Source organism: Allobosea sp. 05T422_2, from assembly GCF_056396265.1.
Genome location: NZ_JBFTLD010000024.1, coordinates 23,122 through 43,814, shown reverse-complemented (window position 1 = coordinate 43,814; position 20,693 = coordinate 23,122). Strand labels below are relative to the sequence as shown.

At 66.6% G+C, this 20,693-nt stretch carries 23 protein-coding genes; 6 read left to right on the top strand and 17 right to left on the bottom strand.

Features of this window, described 5'->3' with window-relative positions:
* The 13 genes from AC1DJT_RS07145 to AC1DJT_RS07085 form a co-directional block, all read right to left on the bottom strand.
* Positions 1 to 402: leucine zipper domain-containing protein (locus tag AC1DJT_RS07145; RefSeq protein WP_441504517.1), on the bottom strand; the 402-nt coding region annotated here is incomplete at its 3' end.
* Between the two features lie 188 nt (positions 403 to 590).
* Positions 591 to 1,763 carry an acyl-CoA dehydrogenase family protein gene (locus tag AC1DJT_RS07140; RefSeq protein WP_476833806.1) on the bottom strand — a complete coding sequence of 391 codons (1,173 nt, stop codon included), beginning with the start codon at positions 1,761 to 1,763 and terminating at the stop codon, positions 591 to 593.
* Positions 1,760 to 2,992 (bottom strand): dihydrolipoamide acetyltransferase family protein, encoded by a 1,233-nt coding sequence (locus AC1DJT_RS07135; RefSeq protein ID WP_441504518.1) that lies wholly within the window; start codon positions 2,990 to 2,992, stop codon positions 1,760 to 1,762. Before AC1DJT_RS07135 ends, AC1DJT_RS07140 begins: the two co-directional genes overlap by 4 nt.
* A 2-nt stretch (positions 2,993 to 2,994) precedes the next feature.
* Positions 2,995 to 3,777: an enoyl-CoA hydratase/isomerase family protein gene (locus AC1DJT_RS07130; protein WP_476833805.1), complete on the bottom strand. Its 783-nt coding sequence runs from the start codon at positions 3,775 to 3,777 to the stop codon at positions 2,995 to 2,997.
* 17 nt (positions 3,778 to 3,794) lie between these two features.
* Complete coding sequence (locus AC1DJT_RS07125; RefSeq protein WP_441504519.1) at positions 3,795 to 4,769, bottom strand: alpha-ketoacid dehydrogenase subunit beta; 975 nt, start codon at positions 4,767 to 4,769, stop codon at positions 3,795 to 3,797.
* Positions 4,769 to 5,782, bottom strand: a complete 1,014-nt coding sequence (locus AC1DJT_RS07120; RefSeq protein ID WP_476833804.1) for a thiamine pyrophosphate-dependent dehydrogenase E1 component subunit alpha — start codon at positions 5,780 to 5,782, stop codon at positions 4,769 to 4,771. The genes AC1DJT_RS07125 and AC1DJT_RS07120 overlap by 1 nt, the downstream gene beginning before the upstream one ends.
* A 133-nt stretch (positions 5,783 to 5,915) precedes the next feature.
* Positions 5,916 to 7,274 (bottom strand): MmgE/PrpD family protein, encoded by a 1,359-nt coding sequence (locus tag AC1DJT_RS07115; protein WP_476833803.1) that lies wholly within the window; start codon positions 7,272 to 7,274, stop codon positions 5,916 to 5,918.
* Between the two features lie 18 nt (positions 7,275 to 7,292).
* Entirely contained in the window at positions 7,293 to 8,024 is a 732-nt protein-coding gene (locus AC1DJT_RS07110) for an ABC transporter ATP-binding protein (protein WP_441504522.1), read from the bottom strand.
* Complete coding sequence (locus AC1DJT_RS07105) at positions 8,021 to 8,773, bottom strand: ABC transporter ATP-binding protein (RefSeq protein ID WP_441488420.1); 753 nt, start codon at positions 8,771 to 8,773, stop codon at positions 8,021 to 8,023. Before AC1DJT_RS07105 ends, AC1DJT_RS07110 begins: the two co-directional genes overlap by 4 nt.
* The gene (locus tag AC1DJT_RS07100; protein WP_441504523.1) at positions 8,766 to 9,554 is read right to left on the bottom strand and encodes an SDR family NAD(P)-dependent oxidoreductase; all 789 of its coding nucleotides are present in this window, start codon (positions 9,552 to 9,554) and stop codon (positions 8,766 to 8,768) included. The genes AC1DJT_RS07105 and AC1DJT_RS07100 overlap by 8 nt, the downstream gene beginning before the upstream one ends.
* A complete protein-coding gene (locus tag AC1DJT_RS07095) occupies positions 9,551 to 10,549 on the bottom strand; it encodes a branched-chain amino acid ABC transporter permease (protein WP_441504524.1) in 999 nt (332 codons plus the stop codon). Before AC1DJT_RS07095 ends, AC1DJT_RS07100 begins: the two co-directional genes overlap by 4 nt.
* 1 nt (position 10,550) lies before the next feature.
* Positions 10,551 to 11,453, bottom strand: a complete 903-nt coding sequence (locus AC1DJT_RS07090; RefSeq protein ID WP_113517917.1) for a branched-chain amino acid ABC transporter permease — start codon at positions 11,451 to 11,453, stop codon at positions 10,551 to 10,553.
* Between the two features lie 102 nt (positions 11,454 to 11,555).
* Entirely contained in the window at positions 11,556 to 12,815 is a 1,260-nt protein-coding gene (locus AC1DJT_RS07085; protein WP_476833802.1) for an ABC transporter substrate-binding protein, read from the bottom strand.
* 202 nt (positions 12,816 to 13,017) lie between these two features.
* Here AC1DJT_RS07085 and AC1DJT_RS07080 point away from each other — a divergent pair, with 202 nt between their 5' ends.
* Complete coding sequence (locus tag AC1DJT_RS07080; protein WP_476833801.1) at positions 13,018 to 14,508, top strand: AMP-binding protein; 1,491 nt, start codon at positions 13,018 to 13,020, stop codon at positions 14,506 to 14,508.
* A 55-nt stretch (positions 14,509 to 14,563) separates the two neighbouring features.
* Complete coding sequence (locus tag AC1DJT_RS07075) at positions 14,564 to 15,202, top strand: TetR/AcrR family transcriptional regulator (RefSeq protein WP_476768280.1); 639 nt, start codon at positions 14,564 to 14,566, stop codon at positions 15,200 to 15,202.
* A gap of 88 nt (positions 15,203 to 15,290) precedes the next feature.
* Here the strand turns inward: AC1DJT_RS07075 and AC1DJT_RS07070 are convergent, their stop codons facing one another.
* Positions 15,291 to 16,232, bottom strand: coding sequence for a LysR family transcriptional regulator ArgP (locus tag AC1DJT_RS07070; RefSeq protein ID WP_476768281.1), 942 nt, complete (start codon positions 16,230 to 16,232; stop codon positions 15,291 to 15,293).
* 69 nt (positions 16,233 to 16,301) lie between these two features.
* On the opposite strand from AC1DJT_RS07070, the gene AC1DJT_RS07065 reads away from it, so the two are divergent.
* Together AC1DJT_RS07065 and AC1DJT_RS07060 are read left to right on the top strand one after the other, a co-directional pair.
* Positions 16,302 to 16,940: a LysE/ArgO family amino acid transporter gene (locus AC1DJT_RS07065; RefSeq protein ID WP_441504528.1), complete on the top strand. Its 639-nt coding sequence runs from the start codon at positions 16,302 to 16,304 to the stop codon at positions 16,938 to 16,940.
* A 151-nt stretch (positions 16,941 to 17,091) separates the two neighbouring features.
* Entirely contained in the window at positions 17,092 to 17,553 is a 462-nt protein-coding gene (locus AC1DJT_RS07060) for a DUF6894 family protein (protein ID WP_476833800.1), read from the top strand.
* A gap of 144 nt (positions 17,554 to 17,697) precedes the next feature.
* On the opposite strand, the gene AC1DJT_RS07055 is transcribed toward AC1DJT_RS07060, so the two are convergent.
* Positions 17,698 to 18,618, bottom strand: a complete 921-nt coding sequence (locus tag AC1DJT_RS07055) for an extracellular catalytic domain type 1 short-chain-length polyhydroxyalkanoate depolymerase (RefSeq protein ID WP_476833807.1) — start codon at positions 18,616 to 18,618, stop codon at positions 17,698 to 17,700.
* Here AC1DJT_RS07055 and AC1DJT_RS07050 point away from each other — a divergent pair.
* A complete protein-coding gene (locus AC1DJT_RS07050; protein WP_476768306.1) occupies positions 18,617 to 18,889 on the top strand; it encodes a hypothetical protein in 273 nt (90 codons plus the stop codon). The two genes, AC1DJT_RS07055 and AC1DJT_RS07050, sit on opposite strands and share 2 nt — an antisense overlap.
* 47 nt (positions 18,890 to 18,936) lie before the next feature.
* Here AC1DJT_RS07050 and AC1DJT_RS07045 read toward each other — a convergent pair whose 3' ends face one another.
* Positions 18,937 to 19,593 carry a hypothetical protein gene (locus AC1DJT_RS07045; protein WP_476833799.1) on the bottom strand — a complete coding sequence of 219 codons (657 nt, stop codon included), beginning with the start codon at positions 19,591 to 19,593 and terminating at the stop codon, positions 18,937 to 18,939.
* A gap of 52 nt (positions 19,594 to 19,645) precedes the next feature.
* Positions 19,646 to 19,984 (bottom strand): hypothetical protein, encoded by a 339-nt coding sequence (locus AC1DJT_RS07040; protein ID WP_441504531.1) that lies wholly within the window; start codon positions 19,982 to 19,984, stop codon positions 19,646 to 19,648.
* A 399-nt stretch (positions 19,985 to 20,383) separates the two neighbouring features.
* Here AC1DJT_RS07040 and AC1DJT_RS07035 point away from each other — a divergent pair, with 399 nt between their 5' ends.
* Positions 20,384 to 20,566 (top strand): DUF3606 domain-containing protein, encoded by a 183-nt coding sequence (locus AC1DJT_RS07035; protein WP_441504532.1) that lies wholly within the window; start codon positions 20,384 to 20,386, stop codon positions 20,564 to 20,566.
* Positions 20,567 to 20,693 lie beyond the last annotated feature (127 nt).

The following is a 20,693-nucleotide window of genomic DNA, read 5'->3' as shown; positions in this document are numbered from 1 at the left end:
GATGTGGAGCGTCAACAGGTTGTCCTCGTCGCGAGCGAGTCTGCTGATGGGTGTCTTGGCCTGGATTCCGCCGTGGGGGCGATGCCAGTTGTAGTGATGGAGCCAGCGCGGCAGCTCTTCGGCTCTGCGCTCTGAGTGGCCGCTCAGCCGCTGGCGCCGCAGTGCGATGATCTGCTCGACCTGGCCTGCCGGCGTCGGGCGATGCAGCCGGTGCGGACGCGACGAGCGGTCCGCCAGCCCGGCCATGCCCTCGGCGGCGAAGCGGGCGATCCATTTATGGACGGTCTTGAGGCTGACGCCGGCCGCCTTGGCGATCACGCCAGAGGCCGTGCCTGCCGCCGCCATGCGCACGATCCGCTCTCGACCCAACTGCGTCAGACGGGCATTCTTGTGGATGTTCATCCGGTCCTCCTTCGATGGAGACTGAAGCTTCGCAACCTCAGCTTCCTCGCTCGGGACCGGATGGACAACCTATTGAGAGCTCACACCTAGATCATCAGACAGGGAAATCGTATCCGGTCCGATGATCTAACCCTTTGTGATGGCATCGGCTTTCCCGAGAACCGCAATCCACTTTTCGGGCCGATGCCCTAGTAGGAGCGCGGCAGCCCCAGGTCATGCTGGGCGACATAGTTGAGGATCATCTCCTCCGAGACCGGAGCGACGCGGAACAGGCGCGCGTCGCGCCAGAGCCGCTCGACATGGTATTCCTTCGCATAACCCATGCCGCCGAGGGTCTGGATGGCGCGGTCCGTCGCCAGCCCCGCGGCGTGGCCGGCAAGCCATTTCGCCATATTGGCCTCGCTGCCATAGGGCTTGCCCTGGTCGTAGAGCGCCGCCGCCTTCTGGTTCATCAGCCTGGCGCATTCCAGCTGGATATGCGCCTCGGCGAGTGGGAACTGGATGCCCTGATAGGAGCCGATCGCCGCGCCGTTGAAGATCTTGCGTTCGCGGGCATRGTCGGCTGCAAGCCGGATCGCGAGTTCGGCCGTGCCGACCAGCCCGGCCGTGGTGACGATGCGCTCGGTGTTCAGCACGTCGAGCAATTCGCGAAAGCCGCCATCGAGCGTGCCGACGAGCTCATGCCCCTCGACGCGCACATCCTCGAAGAACACGGCGCTGGAGGGCAAGGTGTTGGTGCCGACCTTCTCGATCGCCTGATGGGTCAGCCCCGCCCTGTCGACATCGATGAGGAAGAGACTGATGCCGTCGGTCTTGCGGCTGACCTCCTCGAGCTTGCGGGTGCGCGCGACGACCAGCATCTTCGTAGCCTGGGGCACCGCGGTGATCCAGATCTTCTGGCCGTTGAGGCGCCAGCCATTGCCGTCAGTGCGGGCGAATGTCTTGAGCGCGAGCGAATTCGTACCGGCATCCGGCTCGGTCAGCGCCATCGCGAACAGCGCGTCGCCCGCCACCAGCGCCGGCAAGAGCTCGCGCTTCATCGCCTCGGTGCCGAAGCGGCTGATGGTCACCCCGCCAAAGACCGGATTGCACATGAACATCTGGCTCAGCGTCGACCCGCCGGCCGCCGCGCAAAGGTTCTCGACCGCGATCGCGACTTCGGCCATGCCGAGCCCGGCGCCACCATATTCCTCCGGGATCGCGATGCCGCAGAGCCCGGCCGCGCAGATCTCGCGCCAGACGGCGCTGGGAAATTCCTTCTTCGCGTCGAGCTCGCGCCAGTAGTCCAGGCCGAACTTTTCGCCGACCCGCCGCGCGGTTTCCGCCAGCATCTGTTGCTCGTCGCTGCGGTCGAAATTCATGCTGGCCTCCGCTCCGCCGCGCGCTGGCGCAGCAGCCGCAACGGGTTTTCAAGGGTGTTGACGATGTGATCGAGGAAGCGCGCCGCCCGCACGCCGTCGAGCACGCGGTGGTCGCAGGAGAGAACCAGACCGATTTCGCGCCGCAGGCTCGGCAGGCCATTCGCATCCGGCCGGAAGACCGGCTTCTGCGCCGCGACGCCGAGAATGGCCGACTGGCCGGGATTGATGATCGGCACGAGATGCGAGGCGCCGAACATGCCGACATTGGAGACAGAGATGGCGCCGCCTTCGAGCTCGGCGCTCGCGAGGCGTCCGGAGCGGGCGCGGGCAACGAGATCGCCGCACCCGTCAGCGACCGCATCCAGGCTTAGGTGGCCGGCCTCACGAAGCACCGGCACGAGCAGGCCCCGTTCGCTGTCGACCGCGAGCCCGACATCCGGACTGGCGAGCTCGATGATCTCGTCCTCGGCCCAGAGCAGGTTGCAGGCCGGCATCTCGACCAGGGCCCGGCCCACCGCCGCCATGATGAAATGCGTGATGCTCAGGCGGGTCTGCCCGCCGCTGCCGTTCAATTCCTCGCGCAGGTCCAGCAGCCGCGAGATATCGGCCTCGGCATGAACGTAGAAATGCGGGATCGTCTGCTTGGACAGGGTCAGCCGGCGCGCGACGATCCTTTCCATGGTGCTGGCGGGGCGTCGCCGGTCGGACGTCGCTCGCACGGCCGGAGTCGGTCGGGCGTTCGCCTCGGTCGGTGCGATGGTCGCTGCCAGAGCCGCCTGGACATCGGCCTGCTTGATCCTGCCGCGCGGGCCGGAGCCTGCGACCAAGGCCAGGTCCAGGCCATGCCGGCGGGCGATGCGCCGCGCCAGCGGCGTCGCGATCACGCGATCCCCCGCAACTGGCGCCGGCACGGACACCGGTTCCGGTGCCGGCTTGGCCGCGGTCATCTCCGGAGCTGCGGCCTTCTGCACCCCGGCAGCCGGGGCCGCGCCGGCCCAGGTTGCGAGCACGGCGCCGACAGGGACCGTCTCGCCTTCCGGGATCAGGATTTCGCCGATGCTGCCGGCCTGCTGGGCCTCGATCTCGGTCGCGATCTTCTCGGTCTCGACGATGAACAGGATGTCGCCGGCCGCAACCCTGTCGCCCGGACCGACGCGCCAGGACGCGAGCAGGCCCTCGGTCATGGTCAGGCCGAGCTTGGGCATCACGATGGGGGCGGCGCTCGACATGGTCACACGCCCCGGAAGCTGGCTTGGCGCTTCTGCAGGAAGGCCTGGCAGCCTTCATGTGCGTCGGCGGAATCGAGCACGAGGCCGATCATCGCCTGCTCATGGCGCAGCGCCGAGGGCAGCGGCATATCCGCACCGTCATTGAGCGTGCGCTTCAGGAGTTTCAGGACGAGCGGGGATGTGGTCGCGATGCTGGCCGCAAGCGCCAGCGCCTGGTCGAGCAGTTCGGCATCGGGCACTACGCGGTTGATCAAGCCGAGCCGCTCCGCCTCGGCCGCATCGATGCGGCCGCCGGTGAACATCAGCTCCTTCGCCCGGCACAGCGGGATCTGGCGGATCAGCCGCTGAGAGCCGCCTGCGCCGGGGAACAGGCCCAGATTGATCTCGGGCAGGCCGAACTTGGCCGAGCTCGCGGCAAGGCGAATATCGAGGCAGAGCAGCAATTCGGTGCCGCCGCCCAGCGCCCAGCCGTTCACCGCGGCGATCGTCGGCTTGTCCAGCGTCTCGATGCGGCGGAAGACGCTGTGCAGCCGCTCGCCGAGCTCGAGATAATGCGGCAGGCCCTGGCGGCTATCGAGATCGGCGATATCGCCGCCGGCGACGAAGGCGCGCTCGCCGGCTCCGGTCAGGACGACGACCTTGACCAGCGGATCGGCCCCGGCGCGGCCCACGGCCTCGTCGAGCGCCGCAAGCGTCGCCATGTCGAGCGCATTCAGCGTCGCTGGCCGATTGATCGTGATCAGGGCGGTGGCGTCACGGCGCTCATAGAGAATGCTGTCGGACACGGGTGTTCCTCTCGATCTCAGGCGAGTGTGCGGCGCACGGCTTGCACCACCCGCTCGGCGGAAGGCAGGTAGGCCGTCTCCAACCCCTTGGAGAACGGCACCGGCATGAAGGGTGCGCCGACCCGTACGATCGGCCCGTCGAGTTCGTCGAAACCGATATCGGCCATCCGGGCGACGATCTCGGCGCCGACGCCAAAGGCCTCGACGGCCTCGTGCACCACGACGAGGCGATGGGTTTTGGCGAGCGAGCGCAGGACGGCCTGCTCGTCCCAGGGCTGGATGCTGCGCAGGTCCAGGATTTCGGCCTCGACGCCCTCCCCCGCGAGCTGGGAGGCAGCGGCCAGGGCCGTGTGGACGGCGGCGCCATAGGCAATGATGCTGACATCCCTGCCCTCGCGCAGCGTCGCCGCCTGGCCGAGCGGGATGACCGGCAGCTCGGCCGGCACGTCGGCCTTCATGGCGTAGAGCGCCTTGTTCTCGACGAAGACGACCGGGTCGGGATCGGCGATCGCCGCGCGCAGCAGGCCATAGGCGCTGGCCGGGTCGGAGGGGCAAACGACCTTCAGCCCCGGCACATGGGCAAACCAGGCCTCCAGGCATTGCGAATGCTGGGGGCCGGCGCCAAGGCCGCCGCCATGCGGCGTGCGCAGCACCATCGGCACGGAGCTCTGGCCGCCGAACATGAAGCGCGCCTTGGCTGCCTGGTTCACCATCGCGTCCATGACCAGCGTGGTGAAATCCATGAACATGATCTCGACGACCGGCCTGAGGCCGCTGAGCGCGGCTCCCACGGCGGCACCCGCGATCGCGGCCTCGGAGATCGGCGTATCGACGATGCGTTCGGCACCGAAGCGCTCGCGCAGGCCGCGGCTGGCCCCGAAGGCGCCGCCGGCCTCGGAGACATCCTCGCCGATCAGGATGACGGTGGGGTCGGCCGCCATCGCGTCGGCCAAGGCGAGGTTGATCGCCTTGAGATAACGAAGCTCCGGCATCAGTGTGCCTCCATCCCGGCTGGCGCCGCTGTGTAGACATCCGCGAGCGCAGCCTCGAAACCGGGGCCAGGTKCCGCGCGCGCCGCCTCGACCGCGGCATGAATGCGCGCCTTGACCTCTTCGGTGATGCTGGCCAAGGCGTCCTCGGCGATGCCGGCCTCAACCAGCTGCGTCGCGGTGATCCGCAGCGGGTCGCGTTCGCTCAGCGCAGCGAGGTCGGCGGCATCACGGTATTTCTGGGCATCGCCCTCGAAATGGCCACGCACGCGCGTCGTCATGCATTCGAGGATGCGCGGGCCGTCCGCCCGGACCTCGGGCACGATCCGCGCGGCGGCCTCGGCAACGGCAGCGACATCGTTGCCGTCGACCAGGACATGCGGGATCCGGTAGGCGGCGGCCAGATCCTTCAATGCAAAGGAGAGCTGCTTCGAGGTCGGCAGGAATTCGCCCCAGCCATTGTTCTCGCAGACGAAGAGCATGGGCAGCCGCCAGAGCGCCGCCATGTTCAGGCATTCATGCACGAGGMCCTCGGCCAGCGCCCCGTCACCGAAGAAGGCAACCGCGATCGCGCCGTTCTTCTGCGTCCGATGCGCGAGCGCGCTGCCGAGCGCGATCGAGAGCCCGGCCCCGACAATGCCGTTGGCGCCAAGCATGCCGACCGACATGTCGGCGACATGCATCGAGCCGCCGCGGCCGCGGCAGAGCCCGGTATCCCGGGCCAGCAGTTCCGCAAAGAACCCGTCGAGCGAAAGCCCCTTGGCGATGGCATGGCCGTGGCCGCGATGGGTCGAGGCGATCGTATCCTGCGCCGTCAGGGCCGCCATGACGCCAACCGACACCGCCTCCTGGCCGATGCTCAGATGGATGAAACCCGGCACCTCGCCATCGGCGAACATCGCGCTCAGCCGCTCTTCGCTGCAGCGGATCAGCACCAGCGAACGATAGAGCGCGAGCAACCCGTGGGCGGCGTTGTGGCCGGCCGGCGCGACGGAAGGGTCCAATGGTTCTGTCATGAAGCTCTCAATCACCAGGAGTCGCATTTAACATAAAATGATTTATGAGTCATAATTCATTTTTTGAGAATGCAACTGCTTCGATGCCAGGACGTTGATGCGAAGCGGGTCACGCCAAGTGGATCACGCCGGGCTACGCCGCCCGGCGCCGGCCTTCGATCTCCGAGAAGAGCCCGACGACCTCCGCGATGGCGCCATGCGGCAGGGCATCGACGACGGCCTCGATCCGCTCGAACAGAGATCGCGGCAGCCCCTGCTCGCTGCCGATGCGACCGAGCAATTCACGCAAGGTCGCGCGATCGAAGGCATAGTCGGCGGGCGTCATCCGCTGTTCATGGATCAGGGTCTCGCCGTCCAGCGTGTCGGCCTCGAGCACTGCGCTGAGCACCGGCACGCCGGGATCGGTGACGAGCGCGATCCTCTCGACCAGCGCATTCACCGCGGCATCGTCATAGGTCGTCATCTGCCGCGTGCTCGGCGCGCCGTGGACCAGGGTCGTGGCAATGCAGAACGGAATGCTCATCAGCGTGCCTGAAATCGAGCTGAACGGGCCGGTCGCATCCATGCCGGCATAACCGGTCTCATAGGGGTTCATCCGCACGCGCACCGCCGCGAGCGGCCTGCTAGCCAGCACCTCGCGCAGGGCGAGCGCACCGGTCACCGGCGTCTGGTTGAAAGCGCAAACCGGAAAGGGCTTGAAGGTGACGCGCAGGATCGCCCAGTCGCGGCCGAGGCTGGCGGCGAGACCGGCCGGCGCCTCCACCCCGGCAAAGCTGCGCGCGAGCCCCGCCCTGCCCTCCAYGGCATGCGGCGCGGAGACCGAGCCGGCCGCGGCAAGCTCGGCKGCGGCCAGGCCGTTGCGGGCGACGATGCCGACCTGGTAGCGCCATTCGTCGGTGCCGTCGGCAAAGGATTGCAGGACGCCGCCGGTGAACGAGACGGCATTGGCCAGCGCTGCCGCGAGCGTCGCCTCGTCAAGCTCCATCAGCGTGCCGGCCGCAGCCGCAGCCGCAACGGTGCCATAGGTCGCGGAGGAGCGGAACCCGGCCGGCGTCGTGCGGCCGGCGAAGGCCTGCTCCAGCAAGCCGCCAGCCTCGTAGCCCGCGACCAGCGCCGGAAGCAGCCTTGCAAGCGGATAGGCCCTGGCCTCGATCATCGCCAGCAGCATCGGGATCAGGATCGTGCCGAAATGCGCCGCCCCGCAGGTATCCTCCTGGGCCCGGCCATGGAACAGCGCTGCATTGGCGAGGCAGGCAGCGCCGATCGTGCTGCGCCTGCCATCGCCGAGCAGGGTCGCCCCGTGGGCGATCTCGCCATCGAGCGCCAGGGCGGCCTTGCGCGCCACCGGCGCATAGGGCGTATCGAAGCCATTGACCGCCATGCCGAGCGCATTGACGAGGCAGGACCGGGCCTTGGCCACAACCTCGGGCGGCAGGGTCTCCGTGCGCAGCTGCACGACAAAACGGGCGATCTCGCGGGTGAGCGTCGGCACGAGCAATCTCCTGGGCGATCAGAGCGCGAGATAACGCTGGCGGATGTCGTCATTCGCCTTCAGGGCCGCGATCGAGCCCTTGAAGACGATCTGGCCCTTGTCGATCACGGTCGCGTCCGTCGCGAGGCCGAGGCAGAAATGCATGTTCTGCTCGGCGATCAGGATCGTGACGCCGGTCTGGCGCAGCGTGCGGATCAGCTCGCCGATGCGCTGCACGATGATGGGCGCGAGGCCTTCGCTGGGCTCGTCCAGAAGCAGCACCGAGGGGTTGCCCATCAGCATGCGGGCGATCGCGAGCATCTGCTGCTCGCCGCCTGAGAGGCGCCCGGCCATGCGCTGGCGCAGGGGCACGAGCAGCGGGAACACCTCGTAGATGCGTTCGAGGTTCCACTCGTCCCGCCCATCGGGGCCCTTCTTCGCGGCGATCAGCAGGTTGTCCTCGACGCTGTGCTGCGGAAAGACCTGCCTGTCCTCGGGCACGAAGCCGAGCCCGGCGCAGGCGATGCGATGCGGTTTCTGGCGCGTCGTCTCGGCGCCGTTCAGGCGCACGCTGCCGCGCCGCGGCGGGGCAAGACCGGCGATCGCCTTCATCGTCGTGCTCTTGCCGGCGCCGTTGCGGCCGAGCAGCGCCATGGTCTGGCCCTGCTCGACGGAAAAGCCGACACCGAACAGGATCTGGCTCGCCCCATAGAAGACGTCGACGCCGGACAGCGCGATGACCGCAGGGCTGGTGACGGAACCGCCGCTCATGCCGCCACCTCATGCTCGCTGCCGAGATAGGCCTCGATCACGGCCGGATTGGTCCGGATCTGCTGCGGCGTGCCTTCCGCCAGAACCCGGCCATAGCTCAGGACGCGGATCGACGGGGCGATCTTGAAGACGATGTCCATGTCGTGCTCGATGAAGACCACGGTCATCTTCTGCCGTTCCCAGAGCTCATGGACCTTGTCGATGACGCGCCAGCGTTCCTCGGGGCCCATGCCGGCGGTCGGCTCGTCGAGCAGGAGCACGCGCGGCTCGAGCACCAGGGCAAGCGCGATATCGAGCAGCTTCTGGTCGCCATGCGAGAGATTGGCCGAGAGGATGTGGCGCTTGTCGTGAAGCCCGACCATCGCGACGCAATGGCCGGCATGGGCGCGCGTCGAGGCGAGCGGGAAACGCGTGCCGAGGCGGCCCGCGTGGCGGTGATGCGCGGAGACCGCGGCCAGCAGGGTTTCCTCGACCGTCAGCGACGGGAAGATGCTCGCGACCTGGAAGGCCCGCCCGACCCCGCGCCGGACGATCTCACCGATGCTCAATCCGACGAGGTTCTGGCCATCGAGCCGGATCTCGCCGCTATCGGGMCGGATCGCCCCCGAGAGCTGGTTGAAGAAGGTGCTCTTTCCCGCGCCGTTCGGCCCGATGATCGCGGTCAGCGAGGCGGTCTCGAAGGTCAGCGTGACGTCGTCGGTCGCGCGCACCCCGCCAAAGGCCTTCACCAGATTGCGGATCTCAAGCATCGCTGCCGTTCCCCGGATCGCGGAAGCCGCCATAGCTGTGCCAGGAGGTGCCCGCGAGCCAGCCGCAATCGACGGGAACGTCGATGCCCGTGATCGCGGACGCGTCGGGCGAGGCCAGGAAGGCGACGACGCGCGCGACCTCGTCAGGCTCGACCAGGCGGCCGAGCGCTGCGCTGCCGACGAGGTTGGTGATGTCGCGCTCACCCTTGTCGATCGCGGCCTGCAATGCCGGCGTGCGGGTATAGCCCGGCGAGACGCTGTTGACGCGGACCTGGGCTGGTCCCCATTCGGCGGCGAGCCCGCGCGTGATCGCGATGACGGCGGCCTTGGCCGGCGCATAGGCGTGAAGCGGGACCGAGCGCGAGCCGGTGATCGAGGCGATGTTGACGATGCTGCCGGCGCGACGCGTCAGCATCGCCGCCCCGAAGACGACGCAGGCCAGATAGGTCCCGCGCTGGTCGATATGGATGACATGGTCCCAGACCGCCATCGGCAGCTCGGTCGGCCGCAGGGGCGGCTGCAGCACGCCGGCGCTGTTGACAAGAATGCCGACCGGGCCGATCTCGGCCTCGATCCGCGCCGCCACGCGCCGCAGCCCCTCCTCGTCGCCGACATCGCCCTGGACGGCGTGGCCGCCGAGCTCGGCGGCGACGCTTTCCGCCAGCGCCAGGTCGCGGTCTAGGATCACGATCCGGGCGCCGCGCTTGGCCAGTTCGCGGCAGCAGGCGGCGCCGATGCCACTTGCGCCCCCGGTGACGACGGCGATGGTCTTCTCGGTCATGTCGACGTCCCCTTCACTGCGACGGGAGCAGGCGTGGCGGCACCGCGCGTGCGCCGCGCCGCCAGCCATTCCATCACGAAATCCAGCAGGCCTTTGCGCAGGCCGAGCGCGAAGAGCAGGATGACCGAGCCGAGCACGAGCCCGTGATGCTCGGCCGTGCGCGTGACGAAATCGTTCAGCAGCAGCAGGATTCCGGTTCCGACCAGCGGCCCGAGGAAGTTTGCCGTGCCGCCGAGCATGACGATGAAGACGGCCTCGCCCGACATCGTCCAGAAGGCGAACTCGGGATAGGCGCCCGAGACGAACAGACTCATGATCACGCCGCCGAGGCTGGCGAAGGCGCCGGCGAGAACGAAGGCGGTCAGCCTCGTGCGATAGACATTGATGCCGAGAAAGCCAGCGCGGGTGGCGTTGTCGCGGACCATGCGCAGCGCATAGCCGAAGGGCGAGGACACGATGTGCCGCATCGCCAGGAGCCCGAGCACCAGCAGCGCGGCGCTGAACAGATAGAGCTGCTTCTGGTCGGAGAGGTTGATGCCGAGGAAGGCCGGGCGCGGGATGCCGCCGCGCAGGCCCTGGTCGCCACCGGTGACCGGCACCCAGGCGATGATCATGCTGTGGATCAACATCTGGAAGGCCAGCGTCACGAAGGCGAAATAGATCTCCTTCAGCCGCACGCAGATCGCGCCGACGACGAGCGCGACCAGCGCCGAGATGCAGAGCGTCAGCAGGACGGCGAGCGGGATCGGCATGCCGGTGCGCTGCATCAGGATGCCGAAGCTGTAGGCGCCCATGCCGAAGAACAGGCCATGGCCGAAGGAGACCATGCCGCCATAGCCGACGAGCAGGTTGAGCGAGGTCGCAAACAGGCCGAGCGCGGCGCAGCGGATGACGAAATCGATCAGCGCGCTGCTGCTGGTGATGAGCGGCAGGATGGCCAGGACGAGGAAACCGGCAAGGGCGAGCGCGGCGTCGCGAAGGGCTGGGCGGGTCATCTCAGGCCGCCTCGCGTCCGAACAGGCCGGTCGGCTTCACGATGAGGACGAGCGCCATGCAAAGATACATCAGAGCCTCGGTGAAGAGCGGAAAGCCGAGCGCGCCAAAGGCCCTGATCAGCCCGATCAGGATCGCGCCGACCAGCGCGCCCATGATCGAGCCCATGCCGCCGATCACGGTGACGATGAAGGACTCGATCAGGATCGAGAAGCCCATGCCCGGCGTCAGCGAACGGACCGGCGCAGCAAGCCCGCCGGCGAGACCCGCGAGCAGGCAGCCGAGCGCAAACAGGGCCGTGAAGAGCAGGCCGGTATTGATGCCCAGCACGGAGACCATCGCCGGGTTGTGAGCAGCCGCACGGATCGTCTTGCCGATCCTCGTCTTCGCGATGGCCAGGCCGAGCACCCCCGCCATCAGCAGCGCCGCGGCGATCAGGAACAGATAGAAGGGCGGAACGACCCCGCCCATGATGAAGAGCGGCGGCACCTGGAAGGCCGGCGGCATGCCCATGGCGCGGAATTCCGGCCCCCAGACGATCCGCACGAGATCGTCGAGGATCAGCACCAGCGCGTAGCAGACGAGCAGCTGCATCAGGACGTTGCCGCCATAGATGCGCTGCATGAAGAAGCGCTCGATGACGATCCCGATCAGGCAGGTCCCGACCGCGGCACCGAGCAGTGCGAGCGCATAGCTCTGCGTCGCCTGGAACACCGTCATCGCGAGATAGGCGCCGATCATGTAGAAGGCGCCATGGCTGAAGTTCACGATCTTCATCACGCCGAAGATCAGCGTCAGCCCGACCGCGACGAGGAAGAGCAGCATCCCGATAATGAAGCCGCTCGTCGCCTGCGTCACGAGGCAGGATGACGAGGACAGGCAGTCCGTCAGGGCGTTGAGGTCCATCGCGCGCTCGCCGGGAGGAAATGGGCCGGGCCGCGCGCCAGGGCGCGGCCGGATCTGATGGGACGCAGGCGTCGGGTCGACCCCGACGGATCAGGACGGGCTTCAGACGAAGCCCTTGTCCTTCTTCCACTCGGCCTCGAGCTCGAAGATGCGCTGCCAGGACACGCTCTTCATCTCGGGAACATAGGGCTCCTTGGCGATCGTCGTGCCCCAGCCGACGGCATAGTCGACGAGCGTCTGGTCGTCGGCCCGCATCGTGACCTTGCCCTCGGCGCCAAAGGGCGACTCGATCGTCAAGCCGCGCAGGACCTCGGCCAGCTTCTTGCCGTCGGCCGAATTCGCCTTCTTCGCGGCAGCGGCGAGGAAATTGACCGCCAAGGCGTTCTGCCAGGCCCAGTTGGTCGGGTACTCGCCATATTTCGCGCGATAGGCGTCGCCCCAAGCGGCGTTCTGGGGCGTCGCCGGGAAGGTCTTGATGTAGCGATTGCCGGAATGGATGCCGGGCGGCAGGTTCTTGACCGTGGTCAGCGMCGTGTAATCGGCCATGTTGACMGCGAAGAACTGCATCTGCGCGAAGAGCGCATAGATGCCGGCCTGGTCGATGAAGGAGGTCAGGTCGCCGCCCCAGAGGCAGGAATAGAGCGCCTGCGGCTTGGCCTGCAGCAGCTTGGTGATCGACTCGGTATAGTCGGGCTGGAAGATCTTCGGCCAGGATTCCGCGACGACCTCGGCCTTGGGCGCGAAACGCTTGAGATACATCACGAATTCGGCGGTCGTATCGCGGCCGTAGGCGTAGTCCGGCGAGCAGGTCGCCCAGCGCGTCAGCCCCTTGGCATTGACGATCTCGGCCGCATAGGTTCCGCCCGCGACGGAATCATGGATGCCCTGGCGCGCGCAACGGAAGGCGTTCGGCAGTTTGAGCTTGGGATCGGCCGTCAGGGACGAGGTTTCGGAATTGCTGTGAATGCAGAGAACGCCGAGATCGCGCGCCACCTCATGGACGGCGAAGGCGCCGGTCGAGGCTTCCGCGTCGATCAGGATCTCGCAGCCGTCGGAATTGACCAGTTCGCGGGCGACGCGGGCGGCCTCCTGCGGCTGCCCCTTGGTGTCGCGCACCACGAGCTCGATCGGCCGGCCGGCAAGCCCGCCGGCGGCATTGGCCTTCTCGACCTCCATCTGCGCGGCATTGCGCGAGGATGTGCCGAGCTGGGCGACGCGCCCCGACAAAATGGTCGGCATGCCCACCTTGACGGCCTTGGCCTGGGCGCGGGCGACCCAGGGCGCGGCCATCACGCCGGCGGCTCCGGCCGTCAGCGCCAGAACGGCGCGCCGATTCATCGGCAAGGACGGTGTTTTGGTCATCACGCTTCTCCCTGGGGCCTTTGGCCGTTTCCTTTCCGGGTTGATCCGGAAGGCGGCATCTTGTCGGCGCCGCTGTGCGGCACGCGCTTCTTGCAGCGATATTCGGCAGCCGCCGGGGTGACGTCAAGAGAAAAATGAATTACGAGTCATAAATCAGAAAAAGGAGATGGCGAGGCCTCGCGAGCTTTGCCAAGAGGGTGGAATGATCAATCTCTCGAGCTTCGTCCGCTACCACGCGAGCCGGACGCCGGACCGTACCGCTGTCATCTTCGACGAGGCCCGCATCTCCTATGGCGCGCTTGCCGGGCGGGTCGCGCGGAGCGCCGGCTGGATTGCCGCGCGCGGCATCGTGGCGGGCGATGTCGTTGCCGTGCTGATGAAGAACAGCGCCGCCTTCGTCGAGCTGGCGATCGCGGTCGGGCATCTCGGCGCMGTCTTCCTGCCGATCAATTTCCGCCTCTCCGCCGACGAGGTGCGCTACATCGTCGAGGATTCCGGCGCCAGGCTGCTGATCGCCGATGAGGAGCTTGCAGCCTCGGCCCGCGAGGCCGGCCCGGTCGTCCTGGTCGATGCGGCAGCGCGCGCCGACAGCACGCGGCTCGGCTCCGGGGCTGCGCCTGCCGATCCGGTGCCGCGCAAGCCGTCCGACCTGTTTCGGCTGATGTACACGTCGGGGACCACCGACCGCCCCAAGGGCGTGATGCACAGCTACGAGAATTTCTACTGGAAATGCAGCGACCATATCGTGGCGCTTGGCCTCACCCGGGAGGACCGGCTTCTCGTCGTCGGGCCGCTCTACCATGTCGGAGCCTTCGACCTGCCCGGCCTGGCCGTGCTCTGGGTCGGCGGCATCCTGTGCATCCAGCGCGAGTTCTCGCCGGTTGCCGCGCTCCAGGCGATTGGCAGGGAACGGTTGAACTGCKCCTGGCTCGCCCCCGTGATGATGAGCGCGATGCTCGCAGCCACGGAAGAGGTAGGCCAGGATCTGTCCAGCCTGCGCTGGGTCATCGGCGGTGGCGAGCGCACGCCCGAGGCGCGCATCCGCAGCTTCAGCGCCGCCTTCCCCAATGCCCGCTATATCGACGCCTACGGCCTGACGGAGACCTGCAGCGGCGATACGCTGATGGAGGCAGGTCGCGAGATCGAGAAGATCGGCTCTGTCGGCCGGGCGCTTGCCCATGTCGAAATCCAGATCAGGGACGAGGCCGGCAGGGTCCTGCCGCCGGGCGCGACCGGAGAGATCTGCCTGCGCGGCGCCAAGATCACCAGCGGCTACTGGAACGATGCGGCCAAGACCGAAGCCGCGTTCTACGGCGACTGGTTCCGCAGCGGCGACATGGGCTATCTCGACCCGGACGGCTTCCTCTATCTGACCGACCGCATGAAGGACATGATCATCTCCGGCGGCGAGAATATCGCCTCCTCGGAGGTCGAGCGCGCCATCTTCGAGCTGCCGCAGGTGCGCGAGGTCGCGGTGATCGGCGCGCCCGACGAACGCTGGGGCGAAAGGCCGGTTGCCTTCGTCGTTCTCGAGCCCGGCAGCGCCCTCACCCTCGATGCGCTCGCCGCCCATTGCCGCAGCCGGCTCGCCGCCTTCAAGGCCCCGMGCCAGCTGATCCTGCGGGAAAGCCTGCCGCGCAATCCATCGGGCAAGATCCTGAAGCGGGTCCTCCGCGACGAGTTGCGATCCTAGCCCGATCTGCGAGTTTGATCACACGTCAGCCCAAGAGCCCCGGATACGAGACCGCATGACGACACAAGCCCGTGCGAGCAGCAGCGCAAAACGCCCGAAGCTGACCCGCAGCGAGAAGAATGACGACGTCAAACGCCGCCTGTTCGGCGCCGCGGCGAAGGTCGTCGGCAAATACGGCTATGCCGAGGCCTCGGTGGCCCGCATCACGGACCTGGCGGGCGTGGCGCAGGGAACCTTCTACAATCATTTCGAGAACCGGCAGGAACTGCTCGAGCAATTGCTGCCGGTCATCGGCCAGCACATGGTCGACTTCATCCGCGAGAAGATCGAGGCGTCAGCCTCCGAGCTCGAGAAGGAGGTCGCCCGCTTTCGCGCCTTCTTCGAATTCCTGCAGGATACACCTCAATTCCTGCGCATCCTGAACGAGGCCGAGGTTTTCGCGCCGCTCGGCTACCAGCAGCATCTCGACAATATCTCCGCGGCCTATGTGCGGCTGCTCAAGCGCGCACGCGGCCCCGGCAAGATCGGCGACTACAGCGACGAAGAGCTGGAGGTCATCGTCCATATCCTGATGGGTGCACGCGGCTATCTCAGCCGGCGCTATGCCTATGGCGAGGACGGCGTGAACCCCGTCCCCGAGCATGTCATCACCGCCTATGAGAAGCTGATGCGCTCAGGCCTGATCGAGGGATAGGCCGCGAACGCCGCCGGCCGGTCGGATCATCATGCCGTGTTTGCATCGGCTTTACCGAAAACCGCGATCCACTTTTCGGGCCGATGCTTTAGGGCCGTTCGGCGGGGCAGCTGCCCGGCCCGCGTCCTTCGTTTCCGGCCCTGGCCAGTTCGAGCGCGCTGATCGACCGGACGCAATGCGTCAGCCGGTCGAGCAGTCGCGCGGCCAGGCGCGTGCGCTGCCAGTACAGCGTGACGGAGATAGGCCGATGCGGCGGCAGCTCCACCAGGCGACCGGCATCGAGATGCGGCGTTGCCAGCGGCAGCGGCGTCATCGACCAGCCCAACCCGGCCAGCGTCATGTCCAGCATGCCCTGGGTCGAGGGTATCCAATGGACGGGGGGCGAAACCGGCGTCCCCCAGGACTGCCGCACCCAGCGCGCCTGCAACTCGTCGCGACGGTCGAAGCGCAGCATCGGCGCTTCCTGAAGGCTCGCGGCATCGACGCCGTCGGGAAAGAACCGGCTGATGAAGCCGGGGCTGGCCGTCGCCACATAGTCGATGGCGCCGAGCGGATAGATCTTGCAACCGGGAACGGGGGCGGGATCGGCCGTCACAGCCGCCAGAACCTCTCCCGTGCGTAGCCGCTCGGCCGTATGGGCCTCATCATCCATGACGAGGTCGAGCATCGCACCGGTCTGCGCCGCGAACTGTGCCGCCGCCCGGGGAAACCAGGTGCTGACGCTGTCGGTATTGACGGCGACCCTGACCGTGGTCGCGCCGGGCTCCTGAACCGCCAGTCCCGGCAGATCATGGACGACTTCGCCTTCGAGCAGCCGAACCTGCTCGACATGGGCGCAGAGCTTGGCGCCGATCTCGGTCGGGCGACAGGGAACGCCCCTTGTCAGCAGGATCGCGCCGAGCCGTTCCTCCAACCCCTTCACACGCTGAGACACAGCCGATGGCGTGACGCCGAGCGCCACTGCGGCCTTCTCGAAACTGCCCTCGCGGGCGACGGCAGCGACGGCCGCCAGGGACGCATAGTCCAGCATTAACTTGCCTAATTCATGATTAGCTTCTTTAGCTAGACTACATCGGCAGTCGCGCGCATCAAGGCCGGCATGACCAGCTCTCTCATGCCCTCTCTTTTGCCCGCCTTCGCCAAGGGTTTTGCCCTTTCCGCCGGCCTGATCATGGCCATCGGCGCCCAGAACATGTTCGTGCTGCGCCAGGGGCTCAAACGGGAGCATGTCTGGCCTATCGTCCTGTTCTGCGCGGCGGCCGACGCTGCGCTGATCGTGGCAGGCGTCAGCGGCCTCGGCAGCGCACTCGCCCTCATTCCCGGCCTGTCGCTCGGCCTCAGCCTGGGTGGCGCGGCCTTTCTCAGCTGGTACGGCGTTTCGGCGCTCAGGCGGGCCGCCAACCCTTCCGTCCTCCTTGTCGAGCAACAAGGCGGCATGACGCTCGGCGCAGCGCTGGCCGGCACCGCCGCCTTCACCTTCCTCAACCCTCACGTCTATATCGACACGGTCATGCTCATGGGGGCCGTCGGGACGAGCCTTCCGCCGATCGAGCGGCCTCCGTTCATGGCCGGCGCGGCGATTGCCAGCTTTGCCTGGTTCGCTTCGCTTGGCTTCGGCGCGCGCTTCCTCGCCCCGCTCCTGTCCCGGCCCGCCTCCTGGCGCGTTCTCGACCTCGGCATCGGCGCGATGATGCTGGCGCTCGCGGCAAGCCTGCTCCGCGACGCGCTGATCCCCTGACCCAACGCCCTCGCCGAGCGGCCCACTCCGCGGAAAAGGCGGGAGCGCCCTAACAAAATTCGCATTCCCTTCCCCCCGACCGGGAACGGGCAGTGTTCTGGCACGTTCTCAAGCAGGAGCCCGCCCATCTCTCCTTCGCCAGGAGCGGAGCATGAGCCGTTATTTCTTCGACAGCACGGATGGCGACTTCGTCGATATCGACGAGGACGGAATCKAACTTGCCAGCGACGGAGAAGCGCGGCTGTCGGCTTTGGACGCCTTGCCCGACATGGCCCGCGCGGTGATGCCAAACGGCGACTGTCGGTTGTTCGTGGTCAGCGTCCGCCGGGACGATGGCGGCGTCATATATCGGGCGAGCATGGAACTCTTGGGTGAGCGGACCGAACGCTGGACCGCAACGGAGGTCGACATGGCGAAGGCAGATCAAGACAAGCCGACCGGACAGCCCGGCAGGACAAGCGATAGCCGCCCACGGCCGGGGACAGGCATACCCACGGACGATCGGGCGAAGCCGGCGGCGGACGCGAATGTCGTTGCGCCAGCAAAGGGCGATCCAAAGCCCTCCAGTTCACCGAGCGCCCTCGACCCTGGGCGTCCCGTGAAGAAGAACTGATTGCGGTGGCGATGGACCTTGCGATGGCGGTGGAACACTCGGGATTCTGCGAGTGGACGGGTTTGGTGGCATGCCAGCCCGACCATGACAGAGGTCCGCTTCCCGGCTGCGCCGACGGACCTGCGTCAGGACGCGTATCAGGCCTCAAGCCGGACTGAAGCTCTTCCCTTTGGAAGCGGTTGGTCGTCGGGCCTCGGGTGCACGTAGCGCCGTCTTGATCTTTAGCCTTCGAACGAGGAAGAAGCGCGCCATCTCCTTGGAGGCGTCGGGTCCGGCACTGTCCGTAAGCGCCCCAAAGACTTTGCCGCCGGACCAGGCGTGTCCAGTACCATGGACAAGCCATGTCTCCAGCAGGACATCGCCGCCAAGGGGACGGTAGCTTGTTCGGGTGAAATCACGCCCTCGATCAGATCGTCCGGTGCGGGTCTCGACCGCAAGCGTCGATCCGCAGGACTGTCGCAATCGATGGACAAAGCCGTCCGCATTCGCCGGATGTACCGTCGTGTCGCGATCGCCGTGAAAGAGGATCGTCGGAGGCGGCTGGGCGATCTGTCCGGTCGGAGCCGGAGGATTTGATCCTGGCCCCTGCCGCATGGCCAGGCGGGCTTGCGTCAGGCCGCTGACGGCCTCGCCCGAGAGGCCGGAATGGACGCCTACCGCGGCATAGAGATCGGGATACGCCGCGCCAGCGATCGCCGCTGCCGCGCCTCCCGCGGAGATGCCCGCAATATACACGCGCGTGGGGTTACCCTTGCAGAGGGTGAGCACGTTTCGCGTCAGCGCCGCGATCATCGCGGGTTCGCCGGAGCCCCGCTTTTGATTGGCAGGCCGATGCCAGTTCCAGCAGCGTGCCATATTGGCCGACGCCGCCTGCTCGGGATACAGCACGAGGAAGCCGAGTTCGTCCGCGACATCGTTCATGCCTGTTCCGGACGCGAAGTCCGAAGCCGATTGAGTGCAACCATGGAGCATGACCAACAGGGGCAAGCGCCTGCGGGTTGAGCCAATGGGCGTGTAGAGCTTGTAGCGCAGTGTGCCCTTGGCTCCACTGAATCGATCGCTGATGAAACTGCCCGCCGCGGGTCTGCGCGGCGGAACCGCGCTCCGTTTGGCCGTTTTGGTGGTCTTCTTGGCGCGTGCCGGCTTCGGCAGCTTTGTCAGCTTTCGGATGAGGGCAGTTGAGCGGGCCGCGCTCCTGTTTGCGGCGCGCGTTGCTCTCAACAGCGATCGAAAAGGATTTCTCACGCGCAGATCCCCTGCCGGGCGCTTTCAACTGCGCATGAGAGCCCAACCGTTCACGGCTCGAAATGATCCCGCACTGCAGCATTGTTTTTGAACGGCGCACCACTCCCGTCCCCTCGTCAGCGATCGGTCGCTGCCGCGCTAAGGAACGACCGGGAGATCCCCTGGATTCACCGCCCCGAGCTGGCTGTGAAAGGTCAGCGTCCGGTCGAAACTCTGTTGTTGCGAAACCCCGGAAATGACGTGTTCGCCGGTGTCGTAGACCGTTCGCCTAGTTCCATCATCGATGACCAGGCGCCGCGCTGTCGGGAAGAACGCATACCGCATGTCGTTTTGGCTACCAGCCGTTGCCGCGTCCCCAAATTCTGCTGGCCAGCTCCTGGATTCCCGGTCTTTCCGCGCCTCGGCTTCGTTTGCGGCATGTGGCGCTTCCATCGCGCCTTCGCCGCGCCGAAGCGCGTCCGCCAGATCCCCAAGAACACCGTCGAATTTCGCCTTGGTCGCAGTATTGAACATGTCACCGATCATGCTCATTCCGCCGGTCGACCATTGGGCCATGCCGCCGAAGGCAGGGTGAGAAAACTGGGCCATCGTCCCCCGACCTCGACGAAGCGCTGCCAACGCCGCCTCCACAGCGTCGACGGCGACCCCATGATTCTGCGCCGTCCGTGTGATCAGGTCAGATGTCCCGTCCKCCAGTCCCTCCTCGGACGGGCGGGCATCGGTTCGGGATGTAAAATCCTGCTCGGGGGGAAGAGGGTTTCCGTGTCCGTCTTTCACCATGACGTCGTCCTCCATCTAGCACACCAAAGGGCCGGTCGGAACGCGGTCTCAGTCGATCTCGAGACGGTCACTGGTCCGAGAGCGTAACCCACGCCATGGCTGATCCCTGGACCAGTCTCGCCCGTGCGACGGCGCAATCCTCGACATAGAGCCGTCGCGCTGCCGACGTGTTGCGCAGCCCATGATCCGAGAGCCATTTCAGGAGCGGGGTGCGCCGAACCGTCACGATCTGGATTGCCATTCCCGCGTTCAAGAACCGGGAATAGACGCCCGAAGCACGCTGGTGCCACTCGGAGTAGGACCGCGGCAAAACTGCTCGGTCTTCCGCAAGCGCCCAGAGTTCATCGAAATCCGACTGCTTGTACCAGGGAAGCGCAAGCCGATAGGTTTCAGACGGTGTATCCATGAAAACGTCTACCTACCTCGTGCGCATATCCTAATAGTGAACGCTTGATCGAGCTTTCATTCGATACTCGAAAGATGTGTCAGAAGAGAGTCCCTCCCTTCTTCGGATTGTCTGGCCAACAATTCGATCGACGATCCGATGGCCGGCGCAGTCGTCTCCACGAAAGGGGAACCGCTGTTCAAGTCCTTTGTTCCCACCGGCTGATCCATCAAGAATCCGCGAGTCCATTACAGCCCGCGCAGAATCACGCCCAGTCGCTCGTTACCGCACCAGAGCGAGGCGCCCTTGCGTACGAGTGCGCTTCAGCCGCAAGGCCGAGCCAGAACGCCACAGGAAGCGTTCGTCGCTGAGGAACATCGTTGCGACATTGCGGTTCCATGGGGCTCCAAGGAGGTTACCATGCCGGACGATCTTACCAACCGCGACGCGCAAGACCGCGCCCGCATCAATCTGAATGAACCTCACGACGTCAAATACTGGACCCAAAAATGGGGCGTGAGCCTTGAGCAATTGAAGATGGCCGTTGCAAAGGCGGGCTCACGCTCGGCCGCGGTCGCGAAGCTATTGGGCCGACCCCTCTAGCGCATCGCAGGGAGTAGGCCTTTTCCGCGTCGGCAGTCGCCAAACGTCCGCCGGTCAGCGACCCTTCCGGAACACTCTCTGTGGGTGCGGGTTCAAAGGCCTCCACCGGGAGAGATCATCATGGGTC